A 20,951-nucleotide genomic window follows, 5' to 3' on the forward strand; every position below is an offset into this window, starting at 1 on the left:
TGGAAATCGCGCGTTCCTTTACGAACCTGTCGCTCAGCTGTAAGAACAGGGCGTTTTTGTGGCGGTCGGGTCTTTGTGTCTTAGACTCGCGATCAATAAACCGACCGATTGCGCAGAGAAGAATGATGGCTCCGAAAGTTCGCAGGTTATTACCGAGGCTGTGGATGGTGGCCGTCGTCACCGTTTCGGTTCTGATGCTGAGTTTCGCCCAGGGCTCTGCAGCGCCGGGTTTGCGCAATGTCACCGTGCTGATTGTTCGTCATGCAGAAAAACCTGAGGTGGGGAGGGCGCTCAATGCCCGAGGAGAGCAGCGGGCCGCTGCCTATGCCGACTATTTCGCCCCGTTGAAGCTGGATGGCCAGACACTGACGCCTCAGCGCCTGATTGCTACCAGTGACAGTCCAATCAGTATCCGGCCCCGGCAGACGCTGATCCCGCTGTCCCAGCGCCTGCAACTGCCGATCGAACAGCCTTATGCCAATGGCGAGGTCGACAAACTGGTCAATCTGCTGCGTAAGAGTAATCAGGCGAAAACGCTACTGATCGCCTGGCACCATGGGCACATCAATAAACTGATCGCAGCTTTCGGGGGCGATGGGCCGGCACTGATCGGCCAGCAAAAATGGCCGGTGGATGTCTACGACTGGCTCATCGTTTTGCGCTTCGATGACAAGGGCCAACTCATCGAGTCTCGCAGTCAGAAGGTTCAGGAGCACCTGTTGCCGGGCGACACTGTGGAGTCGCCCGGCAGTTGACGGCGGCTTCTCAGGCCTCAGCGAACCTGCACCACAACCTTGCCCACAGCCTTGCGCTGCCCAAGATCATTGATCGCCTGTGCCGCATTGCTCAGCGGATACACCTGTGACACCAGCGGCTTCAACTTGCCCTCGGCAAACCAGCCGAACAACTGCTGGAAATTCGCTGCATTGTCCTGCGGCTGGCGTTGAGCAAACGAGCCCCAGAACACGCCGACCACGGCGGCCCCTTTGAGCAGTGCCAGGTTGACCGGGAATTCCGGAATGCGTCCGCTGGCGAAACCGACCACCAGTAGTCGGCCGTTCCAGGCGATGGCGCGCACAGCCTGATCAAACAGGTCGCCGCCGACCGGGTCGTAGATCACGTCGGCGCCTTGGCCATCGGTGAGGCGTTTGATTTCGTCCTTGAGGCTGGTTTCGCTGTAGTTGATCAGCTCATCGGCGCCAGCGGCCTTGGCCACGGCAAGCTTTTCGGCACTGCTGGCAGCGGCGATCACGCGGGCGCCCATGGCTTTGCCGATTTCCACCGCCGCCAGGCCAACACCGCCGGAAGCACCCAGCACCAGCAGCGTTTCGCCGGGTTGCAGGTTGCCGCGTTGCTTGAGGGCGTGCATCGAGGTGCCATAGGTCATGCTGAAGGCTGCGGCGGTGTTGAAGTCCATTGAAGGTGGGATCGGCAGCACGTTGTAGCCCGGCACCGCGATTTGCTCGGCAAAACTGCCCCAGCCGGTCAGGGCCATGACCCGGTCACCGACCTTGAGATGGCTGACCTTTTCGCCCACTGCGCTGACCACGCCGGCGGCTTCACCACCCGGGGAGAAAGGGAAGGGCGGCTTGAATTGATATTTGCCCTCGATGATCAGCGTGTCCGGGAAGTTGACCCCGGCGGCGTGCACGTCCAGCAGGATTTCATTCTTCTTGGCGACAGGACTGGCGACGTCTTCCAGTACCAGCGATTCGGCAGGGCCGAAGGCTTTGCACAGCACGGCTTTCATCAGGGCTATTCCTTTGGGAGTGATGGCCGATAAGTGTAGGTGTGTGAGTCGATGGGTCAACGAGCATGCCCGACCCTGATAGTCAGCCATAAGCTTGTGCTTGAGCGGCGGGTCGTTATGCTAGGCCGCAAACCGGATAAGGAGCGAATTGTGAAAGCGTGGATCATGTTGTTGCTGGCCCTGTCTCTGCCTGTGGCAGCGATGGCCGAAGAAGCCAAAGAAGGTGAAGCTCCGAAGGTCAATTACATCACCCTGAGCCCGCCGTTCGTGGGCAACTATGGGCTGGACGGTACGCCGAAGCTCAAGGTCTACAAGGCAGATGTGGCATTGCGCGTGACCGGTGAGGACGCCACCAAGGCCGTGAAGGCCAATGAACCGCTGATCCGCAATCAGCTGGTGGCGTTGTTTGCCCAGCAAACCACCGAGACGATGAACAACGTCGAAGCCAAGGAAAAACTGCGCCAGGAAGCGTTGAAGCAGACCCAGCAGGTGATGAACGACGAAACCGGCAAGCCGGTGGTTGAGGATCTGTTGTTCAACAACCTGATCATTCAATAAGACTTCTGTTGTCTGATCCGGCCTCATCGCGGGCAAGCCCGCTCCCACAATATTCTCCAGTGTATGCAGGTTTTGCATCCACCCCAGATCTCTGTGGGAGCGGGCTTGCCCGCGATGACATTCTCAGACGCGCAGGCGTTTCTACGGTTTGAGCGCGATCACCGCCGCCCACTGCTCCGCTGTGACAGGCATCACCGACAACCGCGAGCCCTTCTGCACCAATGGCATCTCGGCCAGCGCGGTCTGCTGCTTCAGATAATCGAGCTTCAACACCCTGGCAAACGTCTCGACATGTGCGACATCGATCGCGCTCCAGGCGTTTTTTTCTGCCGTGGCCTTCGGATCGTAATAATGACTCTCCGGCTCCAATGCCGTGGGGTCCGGATAGGCCGCTTCGATAATTTTCCCTATCCCGGCAATTCCCGGCTCCGGGCAACTGGAGTGGTAGAAGAAAAACTCGTCACCGACCGCCATCGACCGCAAAAAATTACGCGCCTGATAGTTGCGAACCCCGTCCCAGCGCGCTTGGCCGAGCTTCTCCAGGCCCTTGATCGAGAGTTCGTCCGGCTCGGATTTCATCAGCCAATAGGCCATGGATTTTGCTCCTTGCGAGGTGAGTGGACAGGTTGTCCGGCGATTTTATGACAAACCGACAGTCGGTTGACGCCAGCGTTTGCGTGTCAGTTCACGTTGTCGCAAAATGCCGGCCTTCTAAGCTTGACGCTGCTGCACGGCCTACACCTACAACGGAAACCGCTGCTGTCATCGTGTTGATGTGCCTTTGGGGGGCAATCGATGAAACGCAAACCGGATTTACTATGGATTTTGGTTATTTTGTTCGGCCTCGGCGTCGTAACCACCGGTTATGCCCAAAGCCTGTGGAATAACAAGACTGACGCGCCGATCGAAATCGCGCAGCAACAGCAACCGTCGGCCTTCAAGCGCTAAACCTGTCTTTTGGACGCCGCTCTTGGCAGTGGCGTCTAGCGTGCGAAGTACCACGCCTTGTCTGTCACCGTTCCCTGCAGCGGTACATCCCAGCTCGCCTGAGCCAATCGTTCGACTTTCTGACATTCATGGGCCAGCCCCAGCAGCGTCGGCTTGCGCCAGGATTTGCGGCGCGCCAGATAGGCCAGGCTTCGATCGTAGAAACCACCGCCCATGCCCAGGCGTCCGCCGACATCGTCAAACCCCACCAATGGCAACAAAATCAGATCCAGAGCCCAGACTTTGCGTTGCCGGGCGAGGTTGTGCCGTGGTTCGAGGATGCGGAAGCGGTTGGGTTTGAGTGTTTCGCCCGGGCGAATTCGCTGGAACACCATTTTGGTTCGCGGCCAGGCACTGAGCACCGGCAGATAGGTGGCCTTGCCCCGGCGTTGAGCGGCACGCAGCAGGACGCGCGGGTCGATTTCACCGTCGGTCGGCAGGTACAGGGAGATGTGTCTGGCGCGGCGAAACAATGGCTGCTGGGCCAATTGCTTGTACAACCCGCGAGCCGCCTGGCGCTGTTGACTGGGTGTCAGTGCGCGGCGGGCCTTGCGCAGCATGCGTCGAAGTTGCGGGCGGGGAAGCAGCGCAGGTTCGGTCATGGATTCAGGCTTCGGCAGGACGAGTACGTAAAGCGTACCCGTAAAAAAGCCGATGCCGGCATAAAACCGGCATCGGACTGGAATCAGGCTCCCCGGATGAACCGCTGCTGACTTAGCCCTTGAACCCGAAAGTTCAAGGTGGAAGATGCAGTAGGCTTTAAGGCTTTCCGTCTAGCGGACATGCACACCAGCCCAACGTGCAACCTCCAGGGTAGTGCGAATCGGCTCAGGGACGTGGTCAACTGGCAAGCACCCCAGGGAGTGTTGCGAGTATAACCCAAGCGGTTCGACGAATCAGCCTTTGGTGACGTCCGGATCGGTGGCGAGTACCAGATCGACGCGGTCCAGCAGGTCGCGCACCTGTTCGCGAGTCGAGCCGCTGGCCTGTACATCCGGGCGTTCTTCCTTGTGCAGCAGGTCGTGCGTAATGTTCAGCGCGGCCATGACGGCAATGCGGTCGGCGCCGATGACTTTGCCGCTGCTGCGGATTTCACGCATCTTGCCGTCCAGGTAGCGGGCGGCGCTCACCAGGTTGCTGCGTTCTTCCTGGGGGCAAATGATCGAATATTCTTTGTCGAGGATCTGCACGGTAACGCTATTGCTTGAACTCATGAGTCTTGCTCCAGGGCCTTGAGGCGCGAAATCATCGATTCGACCTTACGCCGGGCGATTTCGTTTTTTTCAATGAGGTGCGCGCGTTCCTCGCGCCAGGTCTTTTCCTGAGCTAGTAAGAGTCCATTTTGACTCTTAAGTTGCTCGACTCGATTAATCAGCAGTTCGAGTCTGGCCATCAGCGCTTGCAGGTCGGTGTCTTCCATTGTGTCCACTGATATTGTGCTTGATGGGTGGTAGCTGGCGGACAGCCTTTAATAGTCTTGGCGAGTCTGTCGATGTAGGATACAAGGCCTTCATTCTAGACATAGCGCCGTCTGGCGCCTAGCTGCCCATGACCATTCAGAATTCCCCGTACCAAGCCTTCGCCACACTGCTGACCTCCAGCGGTCATAACGTCTCGCCTGCCGAACTGCATGGCCTGTTGCTCGGCCGCAGTTGCGCCGGTGCCGGTTTCAATGCCGAAGAGTGGTTGATCGATGCCGCCGAACTGCTGGAAAGCGAACCGCAGGACAATGTCCGCAACGCCTTGATCGGCTTGCAGGATATGGTCAAGGGCGAGCTCACCGGCGACGACGTGACCGTCGTTCTGCTGCTGCCTACCGATGACGCACCGCTGGCTGATCGTGCCGTCGCACTGGGCCAATGGTGTCAGGGTTTCCTCAGCGGTTTCGGCTTGAACTGCCGCGACAGCAGCATGCTCAGCACCGAGGCCACCGAAGTGTTGCAGGACCTGGCGGCGATTTCCCAGGTGCAAGACGCCCTGGAAGAGTCCGAAGATGGCGAAAGCGATTACATGGAAGTCATGGAATACCTGCGCGTAGCGCCGCTGCTGCTGTTCTCCGAGACCAAAAAAGACGTGCCGGCCGCTGCCAAACCGTCTTTGCATTAATCGTAAAAGGGAAAACCATCTGCCCATGATTCATATCCCGAAATCGGAGTACAGCCGTCGCCGCAAGGCCTTGATGGCGCAGATGGAACCCAACAGCATCGCCATCCTGCCCGCCGCCGCGGTGGCCATCCGCAACCGCGACGTCGAGCACGTCTATCGTCAGGACAGCGATTTCCAGTACCTCAGCGGTTTTTCCGAGCCTCAGGCGGTCCTTGTCTTGATGCCAGGGCGTGCGCATGGCGAATACATCCTATTCTGCCGTGAGCGCAACGCCGAGCGCGAGTTGTGGGACGGCTTGCGCGCCGGTCAGGAGGGCGCGATCCGCGACTTCGGTGCCGACGATGCCTTCCCCATCACTGACATCGACGACATCCTGCCGGGCCTGATCGAAGGCCGTGACCGGGTGTATTCGGCCATGGGCAGTAACCCCGAATTCGATCGGCACCTGATGGACTGGATCAACGTGATCCGCTCCAAAGCGCACCTCGGTGCCCAGCCGCCGAACGAATTTGTTGCCCTGGATCATCTGCTTCACGACATGCGCCTGTATAAATCGGCGGCAGAAGTGAAGGTGATGCGTGAAGCCGCACGGATTTCTGCCCAGGCGCATATCCGGGCGATGCAGGCCAGCCGCGCCGGGCTCCACGAGTTCAGCCTCGAAGCCGAGCTTGATTACGAGTTCCGCAAGGGCGGGGCGAAGATGCCGGCCTACGGTTCGATCGTCGCGGCGGGGCGCAACAGTTGCATCCTGCATTACCAGCAGAATGACGCCGTGCTCAAGGACGGTGACCTGGTGCTGATCGACGCCGGCTGCGAGATCGACTGTTACGCCAGCGACATCACCCGCACCTGGCCGGTCAACGGCAAGTATTCACCGGAGCAGAAGGCGATCTACGAGTTGGTGCTGGCGTCGCAAGAAGCCGCGTTTGCCGAAATCGCCCCGAACAAGCACTGGAATCAGGCGCACGAAGCCACGGTTAAAGTGATTACTGCCGGCCTGGTGAAGCTTGGCCTGCTGCAGGGTGACGTCGACGAGTTGATCGCCAGCGAAGCCTACAAGGCGTTTTACATGCACCGCGCCGGTCACTGGCTGGGGATGGATGTGCATGATGTCGGCGAATACAAGGTCGGTGGCGAATGGCGTGTGCTGGAAGTCGGCATGGCGCTCACCGTGGAGCCGGGAATCTACATTTCCCCGGACAACCAGAACGTGGCGAAGAAATGGCGCGGCATCGGCGTGCGCATCGAGGACGACGTGGTGGTGACCAAGACCGGTTGTGAAATATTGACCAAAGGCGTACCGAAAACGGTTGCCGAGATCGAGGCCCTGATGGCGCAAGCGCGGACACAAGCAGCATGAGCCGGGTCAATCTGGCAATCATCGGTGGCGGCCTGGTGGGCGCCAGCCTGGCGTTGGCGTTGCAGGCCGGGGCCAAGTCTCGCGGCTGGAAAATCGTCCTGATCGAGCCATTCGCCCCGGGTGATACGTACCAGCCGAGCTACGATGCTCGCTCCTCAGCGCTGTCCTACGGTGCCAAACAGATTTATCAACGGTTAGGCGTCTGGCAGGAAATTTCCCGCCGCGCCGAGCCGATCAAGCAGATTCATGTGTCCGACCGTGGACGCTTTTCCACTGCGCGTTTATCGGCAATGGAAGAGGGCGTTCCGGCACTCGGTTATGTGGTGGAAAACGCCTGGCTGGGCCAATGCCTCTGGCAAGGCCTGGACAAGGACGTGGTCACTTGGCGCTGCCCGGCGGAAGTCACCCGCATGGAACCGCTGACTGACGGCTACCGCCTGACCCTCAATGACGAAACCACCCTGGAGTGCGACCTGGCGGTGCTCGCCGATGGCGGCCGTTCAGGCCTGCGCGAGCAACTGGGGATCGGCATCAAGAAACGCCCGTATAACCAAAGTGCCCTGATCGCCAACATCACCCCGAGCGAAGCGCACAACGGCATGGCGTTCGAGCGATTCACCGACGACGGCCCGATGGCATTGCTGCCGCTGCCGGAGAACCGTTGTGCGTTGGTCTGGACCCGTCTGGGCATGGACGCGCAACGGCTGGCGGCACTGGATGACCGTAGCTTCCTCAGCGAGTTGCAAGGTGTGTTCGGATATCGCCTCGGCACGTTGAAGCAGGTTGGCGCACGTCATCTTTACCCGCTGACACTGATCGAAGCCGAAGAGCAGGTGCGCCCGCATCTGGCGATTCTCGGTAACGCGGCGCACAGCCTGCATCCGATTGCGGGGCAAGGTTTCAACCTGTCGCTGCGTGATGCTCAGGCCTTGGCCGATGCGTTATTGGCGAGCGAGGCATCGCTGGGCGATTTCGCCACATTGCAGGCTTACCGTGAGCGCCAACGCCTGGATCAGAACCTGACGGTAGGTTTTTCCGATCAGGTCACCCGTTTGTTCGGCAGCACTCAGCCGCTGGTTTCGCTGGGCCGCAACCTCGGCTTGCTCGGTCTCGACCTGCTGCCGCCGGCCAAGCGCTGGTTCGCCCGGCAGGCCATGGGCCTGGGTACGCGTCCCGATGCTTAAGTGGTTGACGAACACATTCGGCAAAGCGCGATTGATGCGTTGCTTCATGTCTTTTTACCCGCCGTACATGGGTGCCGGGGTTCGGGTGCGGCACATCAGCGATGACTTTCGCGACATCACGGTGTCCATGGGCCTGAGCTGGTACAACCGCAATTACGTAGGCACCCAGTTTGGCGGCAGCCTGTATTCGATGGTTGATCCGTTCTACATGTTGATGCTGATGGAAAACCTCGGGCGCCATTACATCGTCTGGGATAAGGCGGCGGACATCGATTTCATTTCGCCGGGCAAAGGCCCGGTGTTCGCCAATTTCCGGATCGATGAGACGTTGCTCGACGAGATCCGTCGGCAAACGGCCGGTGGCGAGAAATACCTGCCGCAATTGCAGGTCGATATTCACGACGGCGCCGGCACCTTGGTGGCGCGAGTCGAAAAAACCCTTTACGTGCGGCTCAAGCCGCCAGCGAGACAGGCTTAAAGCATGGACATGCGCGCAGATGTGCTGATTGTCGGGGCCGGAATGGTCGGCAGCGCCCTGGCGCTGGCGTTGCAGGACAGCGGGCTGGAAGTCCTGCTGCTGGACGGCAGCCCCTTGAGCGTCAAACCCTTCGATGACCAGGCACCGTTCGAACCGCGGGTGAGCGCCTTGTCGGCGGCCAGCCAACGAATTCTCGAGCGCTTGGGCGTGTGGGACGGCATCGCCAAGCGGCGCAGCAGTCCTTACACCGATATGCACGTCTGGGATGGCAGCGGCACCGGGCAGGTCCATTTCTCGGCCACCAGCGTGCATGCCGACGTACTGGGGCATATCGTCGAGAATCGCGTGGTGCAGGACGCCTTGCTCGATCGCCTGCACGACTGCGACCTCGGGATGCTGGCCAATGCGCGCCTGGAACAGATGCGCCGCTCGGGCGACGACTGGCTGCTGACCCTGGCCGACGGCCGAACGTTGCGTGCGCCGTTGGTGATCGCGGCCGATGGCGCCAACTCGGCTGTTCGGCGTCTGACCGGCGTGGCGACACGCGAGTGGGACTATATGCACCACGCGATTGTCACCAGTGTGCGCAGCTCCAAACCCCATCAGATGACAGCCTGGCAGCGCTTCACCGACAACGGTCCGTTGGCGTTTTTACCGCTGGAACGCGACGGCCAGCAGGACTGGTGTTCAATCGTCTGGTCGACCACGCCGAGTGAAGCTGAACGCTTGATGGCGCTGGACGAAGCGGGTTTTTGCAAGGCACTGGAACGAGCATTCGAAGGCCAGCTCGGCACAGTGCTTGGCGCTGATCCGCGTCTGTGCGTGCCCCTGCGTCAGCGCCATGCCAAGCGTTATGTAGCCGAAGGCCTGGCGCTGATCGGCGACGCGGCGCACACCATTCACCCACTGGCGGGGCAGGGCGTTAACCTCGGTTTTCTCGATGCCGCCGTGCTGGCGGAAGTGCTGTTGCAAGCGTCCGCTCGTGGTGAACGCTTGGCGGACGTGAAAGTGCTCAGCCGCTATGAACGTCGACGCATGCCCCACAACCTGGCGCTGATGGCGGCGATGGAAGGGTTTGAGCGATTGTTTCAGGCTGACCCGCTGCCGGTGCGCTGGTTGCGCAATGCCGGGTTGAAGATGGTCGACCAGATGCCCGAGGCCAAAGCGTTGTTCGTGCGCGAGGCGTTGGGGTTGACCGGGGATTTGCCGGCGCTGGCCAAGGCTTGATATCTGCGTTACGGCTGAGGCCCTCATCGCGGGCAAGCCCGCTCCCACAGGATCTTCAGTGTTCACACATAATGTGTAATCACCTGGACCCTTGTGGGAGCGGGCTTGCCCGCGAAGGCGTCAGTACATTCACTGCGCATCTCAGGCAGTGCAACATCTGGTAACTCCTCCGCGAACGGATCGATTGAGAAGCTAAATGTGAGTCCTTATCATTTGGCCTCAATTTTTCAATCGAGAGATCGCTCCCATGCTACCGAAGCGTCTACTGACTGCACTCGCCCTGACCCTGATTGGCAGTACCGCCGCCCAGGCCGCTGACGAGGTGGTGGTTTACTCCTCGCGTATCGACGAGCTGATCAAGCCGGTCTTCGACGCCTACACCGCCAAGACCGGCGTCAAGGTGAAGTTCATCACCGACAAGGAAGCGCCGCTGATGCAGCGGATCAAGGCCGAGGGCGAAAACGCCACCGCCGACCTGTTGTTGACGGTCGATGCCGGTAACCTCTGGCAGGCCGAGCAGATGGGCATCCTGCAACCGTTCACCTCCAAGGTGATCGACGCCAATATCCCGCTGCAATACCGCGCCTCCTCCCATGCCTGGACCGGCCTGAGCCTGCGGGCGCGGACCATCGCTTACTCGACTGATCGAGTGAAGCCGGGCGAGCTGACCACCTACGAAGCGCTGGCCGACAAAAACTGGGAAGGGCGCCTGTGCCTGCGCACGGCGAAGAAGGTCTACAACCAGTCCCTGACGGCCACCATGATCGAAATCCACGGCGCCGAAAAAACCGAGAAGATCCTCAAGGGCTGGGTGAACAACCTGTCCACCGACGTGTTCTCGGATGACGTCGCGGTGCTGGAAGCGATCAACGCGGGTCAATGCGATGTGGGCATCGTCAACACCTACTACTACGGTCGTTTGCACAAGCAGAAGCCGGACCTGCCAGTGAAGCTGTTCTGGCCGAACCAGGCCGACCGTGGTGTACACGTCAATCTCTCTGGCGTTGGCCTGACCAGGCACGCCCCGCACCCGGAAGCCGCCAAGGCCCTGGTGGAGTGGATGACCACGCCGGAAGCACAGAAGATCTTCGCTGATGTGAATCAGGAATTCCCGGCCAACCCGACGGTAGCGCCTTCTGAAGAAGTCGCGGCCTGGGGCAAGTTCGTTGCCGATACCCTGCCCGTGGAAGTGGCCGGCAAGCGCCAGGCTGAAGCGATTCGCATGATGGATCGAGCAGGCTGGAACTGACACCACTGATCGTTCCCACGCTCTGCGTGGGAATGCATCCCCCGACGCTCCGCGTCGAGCGTGACAAGATATGTGCCCACGCAGAGCGTGGGCACAATCATTTAACTTTCTAGAGAACCTCCTTGGCCCACCCCGCCCAACGCCGCTGGTATCCCCTGGTCTTCGCCATCGCTGCGCTGGTCTTGTTGCCTCTCAGTGTTTTACTGCTGTCCTGGCAAACCATCGATCAACAGATCTGGTCCCACCTCTGGGACACCCAGATGCCGCGCCTTTTGGGCAACACCCTCACGTTGATACTCGGTGTCGGTGTCGGCGTCACCCTGCTGGGCGTGAGCCTCGCCTGGCTCACCAGTCTCTGTGAGTTTCCCGGTCGGCGCTGGCTGGACTGGGCACTGATGTTGCCGTTTGCGATTCCGGCCTACGTGCTGGCATTTGTCTTCGTCGGCCTGCTGGATTTTGCCGGCCCAGTGCAAACCCTGTTACGAGAATGGTTTGGCAGCGGGCTGAGGCTGCCTCGCGTACGCTCCACCGGCGGTGTCATCCTGGTGCTGGTGCTGGTTTTCTATCCTTACGTTTACCTCTTGGCTCGCACGGCATTCCTTGCCCAGGGCAAAGGCCTGATGGAAGCCGCCCGGGTTCTCGGACAATCCCCTTGGCAGGCGTTCTGGCGAGTGGCCTTGCCGATGGCTCGCCCGGCCATTGGCGCGGGAGTGGCGTTGGCGTTGATGGAAACCCTGGCGGATTTCGGTGCGGTGTCGGTGTTCAATTTCGACACGTTCACCACTGCGATCTATAAGACCTGGTACGGGTTTTTCAGCCTGGGCACTGCTACGCAACTGGCCAGCCTGTTGCTGTTGGTAGTGATGGTCGTGTTATACGGCGAGCGTCGTGCTCGCGGGGCCAACCGGACGAGTAACGAACGACCACGGGTCAAGGCGCTGTACCACTTGCGAGGCTTAAAGGCGCTGGCGGCGATGAGCTGGTGTGGCCTGGTGTTCGCCTGTGCGTTTGTCATTCCGATGCTGCAACTGGTGGCCTGGTTCTGGCAACGCGGGCGTTTTGATCTGGACGAGCGCTACACCGGGCTGATCCTCCATACCTTGTACCTGGGTGGCATGGCCGCATTGATTACGGTCAGTGTTGCCCTGGTGTTGGCGTTCGCGCGACGCTTGGCACCGACCCGAGCCATCCGCTCCGGCGTCAGCCTGGCCAACCTCGGCTACGCCTTGCCGGGTTCTGTGTTGGCTGTGGCGATCATGCTGGCGTTCAGTTACCTGGATCGCGAACTGGTGATCCCGCTGTCGGGCTGGCTCGGTGGTGCGGGCAAGCCGTTGCTGCTGGGCAGTCTGTCGGCGTTACTGCTGGCCTATCTGGTGCGTTTCATCGCAGTGGCTTACGGCCCACTGGAAAGCAGTCTGGCGCGTATACGGCCATCTTTGCCCGAAGCGGCACGTAGCCTTGGCGTCAGTGGGCCACGACTGTTTTTCAAGGTGTATCTGCCATTGCTGTTGCCCGGCACCTTGAGCGCGGGGTTGCTGGTGTTTGTCGATGTGCTCAAGGAAATGCCCGCGACCCTGCTAATGCGCCCGTTTGGCTGGGATACGCTGGCCGTTCGGATCTTTGAAATGACCAGCGAAGGTGAGTGGGCGAGGGCCTCTTTGCCGGCGCTGACTCTGGTCCTGGTCGGGCTGTTACCGGTCATCGGATTGATTCGACGTTCGGCGCATCGAAACAGCTAGGTGTCAGTCCTACACCTTGCGGCTACAATGCGCGGCATTCGGTGCGGTCCGTCTGACAGACCCGGTAGCTGAAATCGGCTGGAAACCTTCTATTTCAAGGTTTTCACCCCGGTGCAGCACCTGTCCGCACCTTCGCCACGCCCGGAAGGAGAAACCCATGGGACAGCGTACGCCTCTGTATGACCTTCATCTCGCCCTCGGCGCGAAGATGGTCGATTTTGGCGGTTGGGATATGCCTCTGCATTACGGCTCGCAGGTCGAGGAACACCATCAGGTGCGCCGCGATTGCGGGGTTTTCGATGTATCCCACATGACCGTGATCGATGTCAGCGGCCCCCAGGCCAAGGCCTGGCTCCAGCATTTGCTGGCCAATGACGTCGAACGCCTGCACAGCCCCGGCCGTGCCTTGTACAGCACCATGCTCAACGAGCGTGGCGGTATCGTCGACGACATGATTGTCTATCGTCTCGACGACGGTTATCGCCTGGTGGTCAACGCTTCCACCCGCAATCAGGACCTCGCCTGGATGCAGGCTCACCTCAATGGTTTCGATGTGCAGCTCAACGAGCGTGCCGAGCTGGCGATGTTGGCCATTCAAGGCCCTCAGGCCCGGCAAAAAGTCTGCGAACTGGTGTCCCAGGCCCGCAGTAACCTGATTCAGCTACTCAAGCCTTTCGAAGGCCAGCCCGAAGGGGACTGGTTCATCGCTCGCACCGGTTACACCGGGGAAGATGGATTGGAAATCGTGTTGCCGGCCAGTCAGGCGCCGGGTTTTTTCAACGATCTGGTCGGTGCGGGCATTTCTCCTATCGGCCTGGGTGCGCGGGATACCTTGCGCGTCGAAGCTGGCATGAACCTGTACGGCCAGGACATCCACCAGGATGTCTCACCGCTGGCCTCCAACATGGCCTGGAGCATTGCCTGGGAACCGGCCTCGCGCCAGTTCATCGGGCGCACGGCCCTGGAAGGCGAACGGGCCGGTGGCGTACAGCACAAACTGGTGGGGCTGGTCCTTGAGGAACGAGGGGTTTTGCGCGCTCATCAAGTGGTCCGCATCGCCAATGTTGGCGAAGGGGAGATCACCAGTGGTAGTTTCTCTCCTACGCTTAGCAAGTCGATAGCACTGGCGCGCGTGCCGATGGCAACTGCCGACCGCGCCGAAGTGGAAATCCGTGGCAAGTGGTACCCGGTCCGAGTGGTCAAACCGACCTTCGTACGCCATGGCAAAACCTTGATCTAACCTTTTCTGGCGGACTACAACCGCCGACACTTTTTTGAGGACACAGAACATGAGCGATATTCCTGCCGACCTGCGTTTTGCCGAAAGTCACGAATGGGCCCGCCTGGAAGCCGACGGCACCGTCACCGTGGGCATTAGCGATCACGCGCAGGAAGCGCTGGGTGATGTGGTGTTCGTGGAGCTGACTGAAGTCGGCAAAGCCTTCGCCGCCGGTGATCAATCCGGTGTGGTGGAATCGGTTAAAGCTGCTTCCGACATCTACTCCCCGATTGCCGGTGAAGTGATCGCGATCAACGAAGAACTGAGTGGATCGCCAGAGCTGCTCAACTCCGACCCGTACGGCGCGTGGATCTTCAAGCTCAGGCCAATCAACGCTGCCGATCTGGACAAGCTGCTCGACGCCGCCGGCTACAAGGCTGTCATCAAGGCTGTCATCGGCGAATAACGTTGCTCTTGCAGGAGCATGGCTTGCCCGCGATGGCGTTTTCGAAAACGCCATCGCGGGCAAGCCATGCTCCTGCAAGGAACGGTTCAAGGCTTTAGAACGGCTTTGACCGCCGCCACCGAACGCTCGACGTCCGCTTTGCTCATGGCCGTGAACATCGGCAGCGAGACAATCAGGCGTCCGACCCGTTCGGCGACCGGGAACATGCCCTCCTTGAAACCGCGCTCGCGGTAAAGACTCAACAAATGAATCGGCGGGTAGTGATAGCCGATGCCGACCCCCAGCGCCTGCATCTGCTCCATGAAGGTAGCCCGCGCCGGCTTGCCATCCCCGCGCTCCGGCAATACCAGCTGGAACAAGTGCCAGTTACTGTTCTCGAAATCCGCCGGGGGCAATTGAGCCCCGTACACCGACTCGAAATCCTCGCCAAAGCAGGCGAAATAGTGCCTGGCCAGTTCACGGCGATGGGCGGTGATGGCTTCAATGTGAGCAAATTGCCCAAGGCCGATGGCCGCTGCGACGTCGGTCATGTTGAATTTGCCGCCCAGCACATCGACATCCAGGCCATCGAAGCCACTGCGGGTGACGCCCTGCAAGCGGTACTTCTGCGCCAGTCGAACTTCCTCACCGTTGTTCAGCACCAGGCAACCGCCCTCTGACGAGGTCACGTTTTTGTTCGCCTGGAAACTGAACGACACCAAATCCCCGGTCGAGCCAATGCGCTGGCCGTTCCAACTGGAGCCCAACGCCTGGGCCGCGTCTTCCAGCACCCGAAGGTTGTATTTTTTCGCCAGGGCGTAGAGACGGGTCATGTCCACCGGCAGCCCGGCGAGATACACCGGAAGGATGGCTTTGGTACGTGGGGTGATGGCGGCTTCGAGCTGAGCCAGGTCGATGTTGCGGGTGATCGGGTCAATGTCTGCAAACACCGGGGTGGCGCCGACTTCCAGAATCACGTTGGCGGTGGCCACCCAGGAAATCGGCGTGGTGATCACTTCATCACCTGGCCCGACACCGGCAATGCGCAAGGCGATTTCCATGGTGCAGGTGCCAGAGTTGAAGGTGAGCACCGGGCGCCCACCGAAATACTCCGAGAGTTGTTGCTCAAAGGCCTGGACCTTCGGGCCGCTGGTAATCCAGCCCGAGCGCAACACGTCGCCGACCGCAGCAATCGTCGCTTCATCGATGGTGGGTTTGGAAAACGGCAGGAACGGCAGTTGGTTCATGAATACAGGCACCTGATCAGCAGTCATTAGGCAGATGGCGTGCATGATGATCCGCAATGGTCGCGGCGCCAAGCCATCCGCCCGGATATCCGCTGCTATGCTGGTTTGACCGTGTTGCATCGACGCTGAGCGCCAGTCAAGAGAGAGCCCGTCATGTCCCAGTTGCCGTCCTTGAGCCAGTTACGCGACCCCAATGCCTTTCTGCGCCGCCACCTCGGGCCCGATGCCGCCGAGCAGCAGGCGATGCTCGACAGCCTCGGCCTCGGCAGCCGGATCGAGCTGATTGAGCAGACGGTGCCGCCGGGCATCCGTCTGAACCGGGCGCTGGACCTGCCGCCCGCCCTCGACGAGCAAGCCGCACTGGCCAAGCTGCGTGGCTATGCCGAGCAGAACCAGGTCTGGACCAGCCTGATCGGCATGGGCTACCACGGCACCCTCACGCCGACGGTTATTTTACGCAACGTCCTGGAAAACCCCGGTTGGTACACCGCCTACACGCCTTATCAGCCAGAGATCGCCCAAGGACGACTCGAAGCGCTGCTGAATTTCCAGCAACTGACCATCGACCTGACTGGCCTGGAGCTGGCCAACGCTTCGTTGCTGGATGAAGCAACGGCAGCGGCGGAAGCCATGGCGCTGGCCAAGCGTGTCGCCAAGTCCAAAAGCAATTTGTTCTTCGTCGACGAGCACTGTCACCCGCAGACCATTTCCGTGGTGCAGACCCGGGCCGAAGGGTTCGGTTTCGAGCTGATCGTCGACTCTGTGGATAACTTGAAGCAGCACCAGGTATTTGGTGCGCTGCTGCAATACCCAGATACGCACGGTGAGATCACTGATCTTCGGCCTCTGATCGATCACCTGCACGCTCAGCAAGCCCTGGCATGTGTCGCCACTGATCTGCTGAGCCTGTTGTTATTGACACCGCCGGGGGAGTTGGGCGCCGACGTGGTGTTCGGCTCATCCCAGCGTTTTGGCGTGCCGATGGGTTACGGCGGGCCACACGCGGCGTTCTTTGCCAGCCGCGATGAGTACAAACGGGCGATTCCCGGGCGGATCATCGGCGTGTCCAAAGATGCCCGCGGCAACGTGGCCCTGCGCATGGCCCTGCAAACCCGCGAGCAACATATTCGCCGGGAGAAGGCCAACTCGAATATTTGCACCGCTCAAGTATTGCTGGCCAACATCGCCAGTTTCTACGCGGTCTATCACGGTCCAGAGGGGCTCAAGCGCATTGCCCAGCGCGTGCACCGCTTGACGTGCATCCTCGCCGCCGGCCTCGAACGTCGTGGCATCAGCCGCCTCAACACACACTTCTTCGACACCCTGACCCTGGATGTCGGTGGGACCCAGACGGCGATCATCGAAAGTGCTCAAGCGGCGCAGATCAATTTACGCATCCTGGGGCGAGGGCTGTTGGGGTTGAGCCTTGACGAAACCTCTGACGAAACCACCGTCGCGCAGTTGTTCGCGGTGTTCCTGGGGGCCGATCATGGCCTGAGCGTCGACGATCTGGACGCTGAAACGCTGCAATCGGGCATACCCGACGGGCTGCAGCGCACTTCACCTTATCTGCGCCACCCCGTGTTCAATGCACACCACAGCGAAACCGAGATGCTGCGTTACCTCAAGCAACTGGAGAACAAAGACCTCGCCCTCAACCAGTCGATGATTCCGTTGGGCTCCTGCACCATGAAGCTCAACGCCACCAGCGAAATGATCCCCATCACCTGGCCGCAGTTCGCCAACTTGCACCCGTTCGTGCCCAAAGAGCAGGCTGCGGGGTATTCGCTGATGATCGAAGAGCTGGAGCGCTGGCTCTGCGCAATCACCGGTTTCGATGCGATTTGCATGCAACCCAACTCCGGCGCCCAGGGCGAATACGCCGGGTTGCTGGCGATCCGCAAATACCACGAGAGTCGTCATCAAGGGGCGCGGGATCTCTGCCTGATTCCGTCCTCGGCCCACGGTACCAACCCGGCGTCGGCGCAGATGGCCGGGATGCGCGTGGTCATTGTCGAGTGCGACGAAGCCGGCAACGTCGATCTGGATGACCTCAAGGCAAAAGCGGCGGAGGCAGGGGACAAACTCGCGTGCCTGATGGCGACGTATCCCTCGACCCACGGCGTCTACGAGGAAGGCATCAGTGAGATCTGTGAAGTTATCCACAGCCACGGCGGTCAGGTGTACATGGACGGCGCCAACCTCAATGCACAGGTTGGCCTGGCACGCCCGGCGGACATTGGCGCCGATGTGTCGCACATGAATTTGCACAAGACGTTCTGCATTCCCCATGGCGGCGGCGGCCCGGGCATGGGGCCGATTGGTGTGCGGGCGCACCTGGCGCCGTTCGTGGCCAATCACCCGGTGGTGCCCATCGACGGACCTTTACCGCAGAACGGCGCGGTGAGCGCGGCGCCTTGGGGCAGCGCGAGCATCCTGCCGATCAGCTGGATGTACATTGCGATGATGGGGCCACAGTTGGCGGACGCCAGTGAAGTGGCGATCCTCGCGGCAAATTACCTGGCCCAGCATTTATCCGGTGCGTTCCCGGTGCTCTACACCGGCCGCAATGGCCGGGTGGCTCATGAATGCATCCTTGATCTGCGACCGCTGAAGACGCTGACCGGCATCAGTGAAGAGGACGTTGCCAAGCGCCTGATGGATTATGGGTTCCATGCGCCAACGATGTCGTTTCCGGTGCCGGGGACACTGATGGTCGAGCCGACCGAAAGTGAATCGAAGGCCGAGCTGGACCGGTTTATCGGAGCGATGCTGAGCATCCGCGCAGAAATCAGCGAGGTGGAACAAGGCAATTGGCCGGCCGAGGACAACCCGCTGAAACGTTCACCGCACACGCTGGCAGACATCACTGGCATCTGGGAGCGGCCCTACAGCATCGAGCAAGCCGTGACGCCAGATGCGCACACCAAGGCGCATAAGTATTGGCCGGTGGTGAACCGGGTCGATAACGTCTATGGCGACCGGAATCTGTTCTGCGCGTGTGTGCCGGTGGATGATTACCGCTGAGATCTCGCGGTACACCTAACCCCTGTAGGAGCACGGCTTGCCGGCGATGGTGATCTTAAGGACGCCATCGCCGGCAAGCCGTGCTCCTACAGGGGATTTGTGTCGGGCAAAAAAATACAGCTCAACTGAGCGGCATTTTTGTACCTTCGAACTTACTGCGCAGCGACCGCGTTCTTCGCCAGGATCGCATTCGCCAGTTCCATGTCCGTGGCCTGCAAGCCCGGGTTGTCGGCGCGGACTTTCTGCAGCGCCGCTTCCAGGTAAGGGCCACGAATGCCGCCGTCACTGGCGACGAAGCTGCCAGCATCGTCCTGGGCAGCGACGACCATTTTGCGATCTCTGGACGTCAGGTAGGACGTGCCGGTGGTTGCGCCGGACGTGAGGACATTTTGCCAAAAGCTATCGTCGGCCATCGCGCTACCGACGGGAAGAGACAGCAGCGCGACGGTGGCGACAGCAAGTTTGAAACGCATGATGGGTGACTCCACTGGGTTAACTGCGGCCTTGGATAGCCAACCCCCCATCGAGTTCCGTGGCGGCGCGTTTACTTTTGTTCGCTCTGTGGCGTCACTCGTAATACCTCTTCGAGCGTGGTCAAGCCCGCTGCGACCTTCTGCGCCCCCGATAGCCGCAAGCTGCGCATGCCTTCCTTGAATGCCTGACGCCGGATCGCCAGCAAGTCGGTGTCGGGATTGATCAACGCTTTGACGCCGTCCGTCAGTTGCATGATTTCGTACACCCCGGCGCGGCCGCGATAACCGGTGTCGCGGCATTCGAGACAGCCGATGGCACGTTGGGCGTTGGTGGGCAGAGGGGCTTGCCAAGGTTTGGTCAGGGTTTGCCAATCCTCTTCTTCCAACGTCAGCGGCGCCTTGCAATGGGAGCACAAGGTGCGCACCAGGCGCTGGGCCATGACGCCCAGCACGGTGGCTTTGATCAGGTAGTGCGGCACGCCGAGTTCCAGCAGGCGACTGATCGCACTCGGTGCGTCGTTGGTGTGTAACGTCGACAGCACCAAGTGTCCGGTGAGCGCCGCCTGAATCGCCATTTCGGCGGTTTCGAGGTCGCGTATCTCGCCGATCATGATGATGTCCGGGTCTTGCCGCATCAGCGCGCGCACGCCGGCCGCGAAGGTCAGGTCGATGTTGTGCTGGACCTGCATCTGGTTGAACGCGGGCTCGACCATTTCAATCGGGTCTTCGATAGTGCAGAGGTTGACCTCTGGCGTCGCCAGTTTCTTGAGCGTGGTGTACAGCGTGGTGGTCTTGCCCGAACCCGTGGGCCCGGTGACCAGGATGATGCCGTTGGGCTGTCGGGTCATGTCCTGCCATCGGCGCAGGTCTTCGGTGGAAAAACCCAACTGGTCGAAGTCCTTGAGCAGCACTTCCGGGTCGAAGATTCGCATGACCATTTTTTCGCCGAACGCGGTCGGCAATGTCGACAGCCGCAGTTCGACTTCACCGCCGTCCGGGGTCTTGGTTTTCACCCGGCCGTCCTGGGGTTTGCGTTTTTCCGCGACGTTCATCCGCCCCAGGCTTTTCAGGCGACTGACGATGGCCATGGTCACCTGTGGCGGGAATTGATAGACGTTGTGCAACACGCCGTCGATGCGAAAACGCACCGTGCCTTGCTCGCGCCGGGGTTCGATGTGGATATCACTGGCGCGTTGCTGGAAGGCGTACTGGAACAGCCAGTCGACGATGTTGACGATGTGCGCGTCGTTGGCATCCGGCTCCTGGTCGCTGGCGCCGAGGTTGAGCAGTTGTTCGAAGTTGCCCAGGGTCGAGGTCTGCTGTTCGGCGTTGCTCGCACCGCTGACCGATTTGGCCAGGCGAAAAAACTCCACGCTGAAGCGCTGGATGTCGACCGGGTTGGCCACGACCCGTTTGATCGGCAGCTTCAACACGTGGGTCAGGTCGGCTTCCCAGCCGCTGACGTAAGGCTGGGCGCTGGCCACGGTCACCGCGTCGCGGTCGATGGACACCGCGAGAATCTTGTGGCGCTGGGCAAAGGCGTAGGACATCAGCGGCGTGATGGCCGCGACGTTGATCTTCAGCGGATCGATACGCAAGTAAGGCTGGCCGGCCTGTTGCGCCAGCCACAAGGTCAGGCTTTCCAGGTCCAGGTGCTTGCCGGGACGGCTGAGATCGTCGAGGTGTTGGCCGGCAATGAATTCCAGCGGGTGTATCTGGCCATTGGCGGCGTGGCGGCGTCGGGCGTTTAGCGCGTTCTCGGCCGAGTCCTGACTGATAAAGCCTTGGGCGACCAGTTCGCGCAGCAAATCATTGAGATCCAGCCAGCGGTCCTGAAAGGCAAGTTGAACGGACATGCGGGCTCCTCATGAACAACAGTCCGCCAAGGATAGTCGTGGACCC

At 60.5% G+C, this 20,951-nt stretch carries 21 protein-coding genes and 1 other RNA gene; 13 read left to right on the forward strand and 9 right to left on the reverse strand.

What is annotated here, in order from left to right; genetic code table 11:
* Positions 1 to 164: 164 nt before the first annotated feature.
* Positions 165 to 755 carry a flagellar basal body-associated protein FliL gene (locus tag BMS17_RS13165; protein ID WP_371916698.1) on the forward strand — a complete coding sequence of 197 codons (591 nt, stop codon included), beginning with the start codon at positions 165 to 167 and terminating at the stop codon, positions 753 to 755.
* 17 nt (positions 756 to 772) lie between these two features.
* On the opposite strand, the gene BMS17_RS13170 is transcribed toward BMS17_RS13165, so the two are convergent.
* Complete coding sequence (locus BMS17_RS13170) at positions 773 to 1,750, reverse strand: NADPH:quinone oxidoreductase family protein (protein WP_046032256.1); 978 nt, start codon at positions 1,748 to 1,750, stop codon at positions 773 to 775.
* A gap of 150 nt (positions 1,751 to 1,900) precedes the next feature.
* Between BMS17_RS13170 and BMS17_RS13175 the strand changes: the two genes are divergently transcribed.
* Entirely contained in the window at positions 1,901 to 2,308 is a 408-nt protein-coding gene (locus BMS17_RS13175) for a flagellar basal body-associated protein FliL (protein ID WP_046032257.1), read from the forward strand.
* A 141-nt stretch (positions 2,309 to 2,449) separates the two neighbouring features.
* Here BMS17_RS13175 and BMS17_RS13180 read toward each other — a convergent pair whose 3' ends face one another.
* Complete coding sequence (locus BMS17_RS13180; protein WP_077431065.1) at positions 2,450 to 2,902, reverse strand: EVE domain-containing protein; 453 nt, start codon at positions 2,900 to 2,902, stop codon at positions 2,450 to 2,452.
* A 201-nt stretch (positions 2,903 to 3,103) separates the two neighbouring features.
* On the opposite strand from BMS17_RS13180, the gene BMS17_RS29825 reads away from it, so the two are divergent.
* Positions 3,104 to 3,256: a hypothetical protein gene (locus tag BMS17_RS29825; RefSeq protein WP_007942433.1), complete on the forward strand. Its 153-nt coding sequence runs from the start codon at positions 3,104 to 3,106 to the stop codon at positions 3,254 to 3,256.
* Between the two features lie 35 nt (positions 3,257 to 3,291).
* Here BMS17_RS29825 and BMS17_RS13185 read toward each other — a convergent pair whose 3' ends face one another.
* From BMS17_RS13185 to BMS17_RS13200, 4 genes are all read right to left on the reverse strand, one after another.
* Positions 3,292 to 3,897 (reverse strand): 5-formyltetrahydrofolate cyclo-ligase, encoded by a 606-nt coding sequence (locus tag BMS17_RS13185; RefSeq protein WP_046032259.1) that lies wholly within the window; start codon positions 3,895 to 3,897, stop codon positions 3,292 to 3,294.
* An 85-nt stretch (positions 3,898 to 3,982) separates the two neighbouring features.
* A non-coding RNA gene (ssrS, locus tag BMS17_RS13190) (6S RNA) lies at positions 3,983 to 4,161 on the reverse strand.
* 30 nt (positions 4,162 to 4,191) lie between these two features.
* On the reverse strand, positions 4,192 to 4,509 hold the full coding sequence (locus tag BMS17_RS13195) for a cell division protein ZapA (protein ID WP_007942435.1): 318 nt from the start codon (positions 4,507 to 4,509) through the stop codon (positions 4,192 to 4,194).
* Complete coding sequence (locus BMS17_RS13200) at positions 4,506 to 4,715, reverse strand: TIGR02449 family protein (RefSeq protein WP_003213954.1); 210 nt, start codon at positions 4,713 to 4,715, stop codon at positions 4,506 to 4,508. Before BMS17_RS13200 ends, BMS17_RS13195 begins: the two co-directional genes overlap by 4 nt.
* Before the next feature lie 128 nt (positions 4,716 to 4,843).
* Here BMS17_RS13200 and BMS17_RS13205 point away from each other — a divergent pair, with 128 nt between their 5' ends.
* The 9 genes from BMS17_RS13205 to gcvH all read left to right on the forward strand — a co-directional run bounded on the left by BMS17_RS13205 (position 4,844) and on the right by gcvH (position 14,323).
* Positions 4,844 to 5,401 carry a YecA family protein gene (locus tag BMS17_RS13205; protein WP_046032260.1) on the forward strand — a complete coding sequence of 186 codons (558 nt, stop codon included), beginning with the start codon at positions 4,844 to 4,846 and terminating at the stop codon, positions 5,399 to 5,401.
* A 25-nt stretch (positions 5,402 to 5,426) separates the two neighbouring features.
* Positions 5,427 to 6,761: a Xaa-Pro aminopeptidase gene (gene pepP, locus BMS17_RS13210; RefSeq protein WP_077431066.1), complete on the forward strand. Its 1,335-nt coding sequence runs from the start codon at positions 5,427 to 5,429 to the stop codon at positions 6,759 to 6,761.
* Positions 6,758 to 7,945 carry a 2-octaprenyl-6-methoxyphenyl hydroxylase gene (ubiH, locus tag BMS17_RS13215; protein WP_077431067.1) on the forward strand — a complete coding sequence of 396 codons (1,188 nt, stop codon included), beginning with the start codon at positions 6,758 to 6,760 and terminating at the stop codon, positions 7,943 to 7,945. Before pepP ends, ubiH begins: the two co-directional genes overlap by 4 nt.
* On the forward strand, positions 7,938 to 8,423 hold the full coding sequence (locus BMS17_RS13220) for a DUF4442 domain-containing protein (protein WP_077431068.1): 486 nt from the start codon (positions 7,938 to 7,940) through the stop codon (positions 8,421 to 8,423). Before ubiH ends, BMS17_RS13220 begins: the two co-directional genes overlap by 8 nt.
* Positions 8,424 to 8,432: 9 nt before the next feature.
* Positions 8,433 to 9,650, forward strand: coding sequence for a 2-octaprenyl-3-methyl-6-methoxy-1,4-benzoquinol hydroxylase (locus tag BMS17_RS13225; RefSeq protein WP_175649026.1), 1,218 nt, complete (start codon positions 8,433 to 8,435; stop codon positions 9,648 to 9,650).
* A 247-nt stretch (positions 9,651 to 9,897) separates the two neighbouring features.
* Positions 9,898 to 10,899 (forward strand): extracellular solute-binding protein, encoded by a 1,002-nt coding sequence (locus BMS17_RS13230; RefSeq protein WP_077431070.1) that lies wholly within the window; start codon positions 9,898 to 9,900, stop codon positions 10,897 to 10,899.
* Positions 10,900 to 11,021: 122 nt separating this feature from the next.
* The gene (locus BMS17_RS13235; RefSeq protein ID WP_046032266.1) at positions 11,022 to 12,638 is read left to right on the forward strand and encodes an iron ABC transporter permease; all 1,617 of its coding nucleotides are present in this window, start codon (positions 11,022 to 11,024) and stop codon (positions 12,636 to 12,638) included.
* 157 nt (positions 12,639 to 12,795) lie between these two features.
* Positions 12,796 to 13,878 (forward strand): glycine cleavage system aminomethyltransferase GcvT, encoded by a 1,083-nt coding sequence (gene gcvT / locus BMS17_RS13240; RefSeq protein ID WP_077431071.1) that lies wholly within the window; start codon positions 12,796 to 12,798, stop codon positions 13,876 to 13,878.
* A 49-nt stretch (positions 13,879 to 13,927) separates the two neighbouring features.
* Positions 13,928 to 14,323 carry a glycine cleavage system protein GcvH gene (gene gcvH, locus BMS17_RS13245; RefSeq protein ID WP_077431072.1) on the forward strand — a complete coding sequence of 132 codons (396 nt, stop codon included), beginning with the start codon at positions 13,928 to 13,930 and terminating at the stop codon, positions 14,321 to 14,323.
* 86 nt (positions 14,324 to 14,409) lie between these two features.
* On the opposite strand, the gene BMS17_RS13250 is transcribed toward gcvH, so the two are convergent.
* Positions 14,410 to 15,549, reverse strand: a complete 1,140-nt coding sequence (locus BMS17_RS13250) for a DegT/DnrJ/EryC1/StrS aminotransferase family protein (RefSeq protein ID WP_077432182.1) — start codon at positions 15,547 to 15,549, stop codon at positions 14,410 to 14,412.
* A 153-nt stretch (positions 15,550 to 15,702) separates the two neighbouring features.
* On the opposite strand from BMS17_RS13250, the gene gcvP reads away from it, so the two are divergent.
* Positions 15,703 to 18,576 carry an aminomethyl-transferring glycine dehydrogenase gene (gcvP, locus tag BMS17_RS13255; RefSeq protein ID WP_077431073.1) on the forward strand — a complete coding sequence of 958 codons (2,874 nt, stop codon included), beginning with the start codon at positions 15,703 to 15,705 and terminating at the stop codon, positions 18,574 to 18,576.
* Positions 18,577 to 18,728: 152 nt separating this feature from the next.
* Here the strand turns inward: gcvP and BMS17_RS13260 are convergent, their stop codons facing one another.
* Together BMS17_RS13260 and BMS17_RS13265 are read right to left on the reverse strand one after the other, a co-directional pair.
* Positions 18,729 to 19,049, reverse strand: coding sequence for a DUF2388 domain-containing protein (locus BMS17_RS13260; RefSeq protein WP_046032270.1), 321 nt, complete (start codon positions 19,047 to 19,049; stop codon positions 18,729 to 18,731).
* A gap of 71 nt (positions 19,050 to 19,120) precedes the next feature.
* Positions 19,121 to 20,905 (reverse strand): GspE/PulE family protein, encoded by a 1,785-nt coding sequence (locus BMS17_RS13265; RefSeq protein ID WP_077431074.1) that lies wholly within the window; start codon positions 20,903 to 20,905, stop codon positions 19,121 to 19,123.
* Between the last annotated feature and the right edge of the window lie 46 nt (positions 20,906 to 20,951).

This window comes from Pseudomonas sp. C9 (assembly GCF_002000165.1).
In the GTDB taxonomy this organism is placed as follows: domain Bacteria; phylum Pseudomonadota; class Gammaproteobacteria; order Pseudomonadales; family Pseudomonadaceae; genus Aquipseudomonas.

Coding starts and splice junctions, on each gene's coding strand:
- BMS17_RS13165 (WP_371916698.1), top strand. CDS start 165: ATGGTGGCCGTCGTCACCGTTTCGGTTCTGATGCTGAGTTTCGCCCAG.
- BMS17_RS13170 (WP_046032256.1), bottom strand. CDS start 1,750: ATGAAAGCCGTGCTGTGCAAAGCCTTCGGCCCTGCCGAATCGCTGGTA.
- BMS17_RS13180 (WP_077431065.1), bottom strand. CDS start 2,902: ATGGCCTATTGGCTGATGAAATCCGAGCCGGACGAACTCTCGATCAAG.
- BMS17_RS29825 (WP_007942433.1), top strand. CDS start 3,104: ATGAAACGCAAACCGGATTTACTATGGATTTTGGTTATTTTGTTCGGC.
- BMS17_RS13185 (WP_046032259.1), bottom strand. CDS start 3,897: ATGACCGAACCTGCGCTGCTTCCCCGCCCGCAACTTCGACGCATGCTG.
- BMS17_RS13195 (WP_007942435.1), bottom strand. CDS start 4,509: ATGAGTTCAAGCAATAGCGTTACCGTGCAGATCCTCGACAAAGAATAT.
- BMS17_RS13200 (WP_003213954.1), bottom strand. CDS start 4,715: ATGGAAGACACCGACCTGCAAGCGCTGATGGCCAGACTCGAACTGCTG.
- BMS17_RS13205 (WP_046032260.1), top strand. CDS start 4,844: ATGACCATTCAGAATTCCCCGTACCAAGCCTTCGCCACACTGCTGACC.
- pepP (WP_077431066.1), top strand. CDS start 5,427: ATGATTCATATCCCGAAATCGGAGTACAGCCGTCGCCGCAAGGCCTTG.
- ubiH (WP_077431067.1), top strand. CDS start 6,758: ATGAGCCGGGTCAATCTGGCAATCATCGGTGGCGGCCTGGTGGGCGCC.
- BMS17_RS13220 (WP_077431068.1), top strand. CDS start 7,938: ATGCTTAAGTGGTTGACGAACACATTCGGCAAAGCGCGATTGATGCGT.
- BMS17_RS13225 (WP_175649026.1), top strand. CDS start 8,433: ATGCGCGCAGATGTGCTGATTGTCGGGGCCGGAATGGTCGGCAGCGCC.
- BMS17_RS13230 (WP_077431070.1), top strand. CDS start 9,898: ATGCTACCGAAGCGTCTACTGACTGCACTCGCCCTGACCCTGATTGGC.
- gcvT (WP_077431071.1), top strand. CDS start 12,796: ATGGGACAGCGTACGCCTCTGTATGACCTTCATCTCGCCCTCGGCGCG.
- gcvH (WP_077431072.1), top strand. CDS start 13,928: ATGAGCGATATTCCTGCCGACCTGCGTTTTGCCGAAAGTCACGAATGG.
- BMS17_RS13250 (WP_077432182.1), bottom strand. CDS start 15,549: ATGAACCAACTGCCGTTCCTGCCGTTTTCCAAACCCACCATCGATGAA.
- gcvP (WP_077431073.1), top strand. CDS start 15,703: ATGTCCCAGTTGCCGTCCTTGAGCCAGTTACGCGACCCCAATGCCTTT.
- BMS17_RS13260 (WP_046032270.1), bottom strand. CDS start 19,049: ATGCGTTTCAAACTTGCTGTCGCCACCGTCGCGCTGCTGTCTCTTCCC.
- BMS17_RS13265 (WP_077431074.1), bottom strand. CDS start 20,905: ATGTCCGTTCAACTTGCCTTTCAGGACCGCTGGCTGGATCTCAATGAT.